We start from the raw sequence: 5,708 nt of genomic DNA, 5'->3' as shown, positions 1-5,708 counted from the left end.
GCTGGGTGATCGTTACCGGCCGGCGCAGCGCCTCAGCGATGATATCGCCGGACTTGCGGGAAAGCTCGCTCGTGGAATAGGACCCACCTGAACGCGGCATGGCGATCTCCTGTAATTGCTGCCTTTGGTGATATATACAGCATTGACCGCATTTGCGCAACGAAGCGCCGTCCGAAGCGCCGCCGCCGGGCCGGCAGCGCTTCGGACGGCGCGACACGGTGAAAGCAGGCCCTCCAGCTCGGCCCAGATGAGCTCGCGCTCCGCGAGAACCGTCTCCAGATGGGCCTCGATCTCGCGGCGTTCCGCAGCTCGGCGCGCAGTTCCTCGACGTTCCGTCGGGCCAAACCGCGATGTCGCCACTGTGGTGGACCTTTGCACCTGTGAGATTGTGGTGGTGGTCATGTGTTTCCTCCTGGCTGTGGCCGCTCGTCACCGAAAGGGCTGAAGGCCCCGCCTTGCGGCGGAGCCCTCTGGTCGGAGGCTCAGTCCCGGTTCGGGCGGGACCAGATCAGCTGGAGGCCTTCCTCGCCTTCCACCTCGATCAAGGTGGCGTAGATCGGAGCGGGGAACGAAGGGTCGTCGAGCTTGACGGAGAGGTAGTCGCGCTCCGTCTCCTTCGCGGTCTTCTGCCAGGCGGCGCCGAATTCCACGTTGCGGCTGTCGAGGATGCGGAAGTCGGGGCCTTTGTCGGAGGTGCGCTCGGCGCGAACGATCTTGGCTGTCAATCGGCACGGAAACCTGACCCCCTATCGGCGCCGAATATTGACCCCGGCCTGGGGCATTGACCCCACTGCCGCGGAGCGTTGGTGTGGCGCAGCGGCAGTGGGGTCAATGGTGGCGGAGGTCAGGCGCGGTTCTTGAAGCGCCAGCTCTCGTTTCCGGTCTCGACGATGTCGCAGTGGTGGGTGAGACGATCGAGGAGCGCGGTGGTCATCTTGGGGTCGTTGAAGACGCTCGGCCACTCGCCGAAGGCGAGGTTCGTGGTGACGATGACCGAGGTCTGCTCGTAGAGCCTGCTGACGAGGTGGAACAGGAGCTGGCCGCCGGACTGGGCGAAGGGCAGGTAGCCGAGCTCGTCGAGGACGATGAAGTCCTTGCGGGAGAGATAATCGGCCATGCGACCCTGGCGGCCGGAACGGGCCTCGGCCTCCAGCTTGTTGACGAGGTCGACCACGTTGAAGAAGCGCCCCCTGGCGCCGCCGCGGATGGCGGACCGCGCGATGGCGATGGCCAGATGGGTCTTGCCGGTTCCGGTGCCCCCGATCAGCACCACGTTGCGCTGGTGGGCGAGGAAGTTGCCGCCGGCGAGGTCGCGCACCAGGGTCTCGTTGATGGGGGTGTCATCGAACACGAAGTCGTCGATGTCCTTGGCGAGGGGCAGCTTGGAAGGGACCCCATGCGACGGGTCGCATGGGAACCCTCGATGGTGATCTGGTACTTGATGGAGCGGGCCTGCTTCTCGGAGATCTCTGCCGAGAGCAGATCGCCGACGATGCGTTTCGGCTCGTGCTGGCGCTTGACGGCGGTGGCGATGATCTCGTCGTAGGCGGCCTTCATGCCATAGAGCTTGAGCTCGCCCATGGCCTCGAGGATCTGGGAACGCTCCATCATGGGGATCTCCTCAGCAAGTCGTATCGTGAGCAGTCGGCGCTCGGGGTGTAGCGGAGGCGCAAGGCGTCGGGCGTGATGATGGTGACGGGGGCTGCAGGCTCACGGCGCCGGGCGAGGATGTTGAGGATCACGTCGGCCGAGTGGACGCCCTGGTGCAGGGCTTCGGCGCACGCGGCATCGACCGCGGGCAACCCATCGCTCAGCACGCTGGTGAGGATGTCCACCATCTGCCGGTCCCCGTCGGGGGCACCGGCGAGCTTGCGCCGGACGCGATCGAGGCTCGTGGGCAGAACCCAGTCCTTGAACGGAGCGCCGTTCCTGAGGGCGCCGGGCTTGCGCGCCAGCACCGGCACATAGTGCCAGGGGTCGAAGATGGTCTGGTCCCGGCCGAAGCAGCGCGGGTGGGACCCGACCTGCCGCCCATCCTGGCGCAGCTCGATCCGCTCCGCATAGGCCCGGACCTCGACCGGGCGTCCCACGGCGCTGGCGGAGACTGAATACCGGTTGTTATCGAAGCGGACCAGACAGGTCTTGGACACGGAGGCGGGCACTGAATGGAAGCCGTCGAACCGGCCGGCATAAGGCACCAGGGCTGGACGCTCCGCTTCGAAGGTCTGCCAGATGGTCTCCTCCCGCCGCTCGGGATGCGGGTGCCCCTTGGCGTAGGCGATGCACTGGTCCAGCAGCCAGGCGTTCAGCTCGTCATAGCTCTTCACCCGAAGCCGGGGGGTGAAGAAGCGCTCCCGCACCAGGCCGACCTGGTTCTCCACCTGCCCCTTCTCCCAGCCTGAGGCCGGCGTGCAGGCCACGGGATCGACGAGAAAGTGGCTGCACATCTGCAGGAAGCGGCGATTATAGGCCCGCTCCTTGCCCACGAAGATCGCATCGACCGCAGTCTTCATGTTGTCGTAGATGCCGCGCGTGCAGCAGCCCTTGAAGAAGGCGAAGGCCCGATCGTGGGCGTCGAACACCATCTCCTGTGTCTCGCGCGGATAAGCCCGCACGAACAGCATCCGCGAATGGCACAGCCGCACATGGGCGACGCGCACCGACACCGTGGTGCCGTTGATCAGGACGATCTCGTGGCTCCAGTCGAACTGGTAGGCCTCGCCGGGCGCGAAGCTCAGGGGCACGTAGGCCGCAGCCGTCATCGTCGCCTGCGCCCGCCGCCAGCCCTTCGCATAGCGGCGCAGCGCATCGTAGCTGCCCTCATACCCCTGGCTGCGCAGATCCTCGAAGATGCGGATCAGCGTCAGCCGCTCCCGCGCCGGCTTCCCTTCGTTCCCGGCGAGCAGCCCATCCAGGGCCTCCCGCCAGGGCCCGATCCGCGGCAGCGGCTGCACCTCCCGCTCGTAGCTGAATGCCGTCGCTCCGGTCCGCAGCACCTTGCGCACCGTGTTCCGCGAGACGTGCAGCTCCCGCACGATCTCCTTGATGGACTTGCCGCGCACGAAATGCTCGCGCCGGATCCGCGCAATCGTATCCACGCCCTTCATCCCCAGCCCGCCCGTCGCAACAAAACGACGGACCATGAGCCAAGAGGGGGGTCAAAATTACACGCCGATCCCCCTCACAACGGGGTCAATCTTCCATGCCGAAACACAATCTTGGCCTTGACGTTGAGGTTGAGGGTCTTGATGACGCCGGTGAAGCCGTTTTAGGTCAGCCGCCAACTGTCCTCTTGAAACGACGCATCGGATTTTGCTTGGCTATCTGGTGGAGGACACTTCCGAGTGTCCTTTAGCTGGATCGCGGCGCCCCGGGGTGGAGCGCCGCGTCCGGTGAGTGGTCGCCTCAGCGCGACCAGATGAGGGCGTATCCGTCCTCGACTTCCACGAGGCTGGCGTAGATCGGAGCTGGGAAGCTCGGATCGTCGAGCTTGACGGAGTGGTATTCCCGGCCGGTTTCCTTGGCGGCTTTCTTCCAGCCTGCGCCGATCTCGATTGAGCCTGCGAGGGCGCGAAGGTCAGGGGACTTCTCGCTTTCCTTGTCGGCGGCGACGAAGCGGGCCTTGATGTTGAGGGAAAGCGTCTTGATCACTCCGGCGAAAGAGCCGTCTTCGTTGCGGGTGAAAGTGCCGATCTGAGCCATGGGTCTTCTCCTTTGCTGTATCAGGTCGCGACCATCGCGGCCTTGATGGCGATCGGAGAACACCGGGCGACCGGCCCGCACCCGAAGGGCTGGAACGAAGTGGAGGGCGGCGCAGGGACGAGCTTCTTGCTTCGCGAGGAAACCGCGCGCAGGCGTCAGCCGAGCACGGTGGGGAAGAAGGTAGGCATCGCGCTGTTGTGGGATCGAGGTCGGGCTGCGCAGCAGCCGGACGCGGTGTGAGATACGCCAACAAGAAAGGCCGCAATGGACGTACCTCAGGACAGCCCTGCCAAGGAGATGCCCTAGCTTGCGACACCGAAATCCCAACGATAGCGACATGGTGGAAATCCAGACGCTCCCTCTCATCATGCGAAGCCTGCCTGCCTCCCGACACAAAGAGGGAACCCCGTGGCACCTTGCGCCATGCGGCGCCAAGCCGGCGGCGTTCGGCGACGGACCGCATGAACCAGCCAGGAATATGACGGCATCTGCTCGAGCAGTCGCTCATGGCTGCGTCGATCGCAGTATCGCGGGACGGCGATGGGCGTCGATCTCCCTCGTCAACTGCGCGCTGCGGCGTTCAGCCCTCTCGGCCCGGCGTTCGGCCTCGATCGCGCGCCGCATGAGACCGGCATTCTCGGTCGCGAGCTGGCGAATCTGGCGCTGCATGTCGTCGATCACGACGCGCTGCTCGGCAACTTTGTCTGCGATGGTGGCGATCCGGCTGGGGACACGCTGCCGCTGAAGAGCGCGGGCAAGATCGTCGAGAATATCGCGGTGATTAGCATAGATGGCGTTGCGGCCGACGCGGGCCTCGCGAGCGAGCGCTGCAACGGTCAAACGTCGAGTGGGCGCCGCCGGGTATTCTGCGGAACGCCCAGTCAGCCGAGCGAGGGCGGCACGCAGCTTCTCGGCCGTCGCCTGCATGCGCCGGTCATGCGGGTTTTTGGCGGTCGTCTTCGGCACGGGCTTCTCCGGTGGCGGAAAGATCGGAAAGGATGCGCTCGCACTCGGCGATGCGGGTCCTGGTGAGAGCGAGGCTCGGTTCGTCGAGCCGTTCGTCGGCGATCAGGGCGAGGTTGCGGTCAAGATGCGCCTGCCAGACTGGGCGATGACGCTCGGTGACGGCGAAGTTGGCGCAGCTCATGCCGGTGCTTTCGGTGCGCCACAGAGGGTTCGGGCCACGCTCGTCGCCCATGCAGGCGGCGGACTCGGCGCGATAGACGCAGTATCCCCAATCGCAGACGCCGAGCCGCATGCCGCTCTCCTCGATGAGGAAATCGACATAGGCGGCGAGTTCGCCGTCACGAGTACGGCCGCGGAAACGCGACTGCGACGACAGCGTGCGTCCGGCCTTGCCGCCGAGGCGGGATGCGGTGAGCAACTCCTCGAGCGCGGATCGGGTCTCATCGAGCGTTTGTGCGTCGACAAGTTCGCCGAGATCGAAATCCGTCCCGACATAGGCGCTGTCGGTCATAATGCGGGTCACGTGCCCGAAATGATGCTGCAGGGCGTGGAGGCCGGTTGCATCCTCACCCGCAAGGAACGCGTCGACCCTCAGGATCGTGAAGCGACCGGCGGGGTCAGCGCGTGGGGAGCCGATTTCGTTGTCGCGCGGCGGTGGCAAAATTGGGGGCACCGCGCGTCCTTGACGCGGCCTGACTGCCGGTATGATGGATGGCGATGAGAGAAAGATGGCCTGGTACAACATTGCGGCTGCGTCCATTTCGCGCCGCGAAAGCGCCGTGTAACCCGCGACTGCTCAGCTCTCGGGGAAGTCGCCCGGCCAGATCTGTGCACCAGGAAGGACGCACAGAATGCGCACGAATGTCGTCGTCACGGTATAGGCAGCGATATAGGGCGTGCCGGGAATAACGAGCTCCCGCGTTCCCGGGACACGGCCGGGCCTCCCGCTTTCAGGAAACTCCAAGAGGCGATGGGCCGCGGCCGAAATCCGCTCGTCGACGGCGATGGCGGCCTTCGGACTATCAGCTTCGATATGGGTG

7 protein-coding genes and 2 pseudogenes are annotated in these 5,708 nt (G+C 65.4%); 1 reads left to right on the top strand and 8 read right to left on the bottom strand.

All coding sequences use genetic code 11. The features are described 5' to 3' along the window. The 5 genes and pseudogenes from K9U40_RS21785 to K9U40_RS21765 all read right to left on the bottom strand — a co-directional run. A pseudogene (locus K9U40_RS21785) lies at positions 1–100 on the bottom strand (type II toxin-antitoxin system prevent-host-death family antitoxin); the annotation flags it as partial. 382 nt (positions 101–482) lie between these two features. Beyond that, a complete protein-coding gene (locus tag K9U40_RS21780) occupies positions 483–725 on the bottom strand; it encodes a DUF736 domain-containing protein (protein WP_349239449.1) in 243 nt (80 codons plus the stop codon). 119 nt (positions 726–844) lie between these two features. Continuing rightward, positions 845–1,608, bottom strand: a pseudogene (gene istB / locus K9U40_RS21775) (IS21-like element helper ATPase IstB). Next, entirely contained in the window at positions 1,608–3,107 is a 1,500-nt protein-coding gene (istA, locus tag K9U40_RS21770; RefSeq protein ID WP_282892208.1) for an IS21 family transposase, read from the bottom strand. The pseudogene istB and the gene istA overlap by 1 nt, the downstream one beginning before the upstream one ends. 298 nt (positions 3,108–3,405) lie before the next feature. Continuing rightward, positions 3,406–3,702, bottom strand: a complete 297-nt coding sequence (locus tag K9U40_RS21765; RefSeq protein ID WP_282892207.1) for a DUF736 domain-containing protein — start codon at positions 3,700–3,702, stop codon at positions 3,406–3,408. A gap of 12 nt (positions 3,703–3,714) precedes the next feature. On the opposite strand from K9U40_RS21765, the gene K9U40_RS21760 reads away from it, so the two are divergent. Then, positions 3,715–3,942, top strand: coding sequence for a hypothetical protein (locus K9U40_RS21760; RefSeq protein ID WP_282892206.1), 228 nt, complete (start codon positions 3,715–3,717; stop codon positions 3,940–3,942). A 264-nt stretch (positions 3,943–4,206) separates the two neighbouring features. Here the strand turns inward: K9U40_RS21760 and K9U40_RS21755 are convergent, their stop codons facing one another. The 3 genes from K9U40_RS21755 to K9U40_RS21745 all read right to left on the bottom strand — a co-directional run. Beyond that, the gene (locus K9U40_RS21755) at positions 4,207–4,668 is read right to left on the bottom strand and encodes a hypothetical protein (RefSeq protein WP_282892205.1); all 462 of its coding nucleotides are present in this window, start codon (positions 4,666–4,668) and stop codon (positions 4,207–4,209) included. Continuing rightward, complete coding sequence (locus K9U40_RS21750; protein WP_282892204.1) at positions 4,637–5,413, bottom strand: hypothetical protein; 777 nt, start codon at positions 5,411–5,413, stop codon at positions 4,637–4,639. Before K9U40_RS21750 ends, K9U40_RS21755 begins: the two co-directional genes overlap by 32 nt. A 51-nt stretch (positions 5,414–5,464) precedes the next feature. Beyond that, the coding region (locus K9U40_RS21745) for a type II toxin-antitoxin system RelE/ParE family toxin (RefSeq protein WP_282892203.1) at positions 5,465–5,708 on the bottom strand (244 nt) is incomplete at its 5' end.

It is taken from the genome of Xanthobacter autotrophicus (genome assembly GCF_030015065.1).
Taxonomy (GTDB): domain Bacteria; phylum Pseudomonadota; class Alphaproteobacteria; order Rhizobiales; family Xanthobacteraceae; genus Xanthobacter; species Xanthobacter autotrophicus_D.
This window is presented reverse-complemented; position numbering and strand designations above follow the sequence as displayed.

Excerpts from the sequence above, each read along its gene's own strand:
- K9U40_RS21765 (WP_282892207.1), bottom strand. The coding sequence starts at position 3,702 with ATGGCTCAGATCGGCACTTTCACCCGCAACGAAGACGGCTCTTTCGCC.
- istA (WP_282892208.1), bottom strand. The coding sequence starts at position 3,107 with ATGAAGGGCGTGGATACGATTGCGCGGATCCGGCGCGAGCATTTCGTG.
- K9U40_RS21750 (WP_282892204.1), bottom strand. The coding sequence starts at position 5,413 with ATGTTGTACCAGGCCATCTTTCTCTCATCGCCATCCATCATACCGGCA.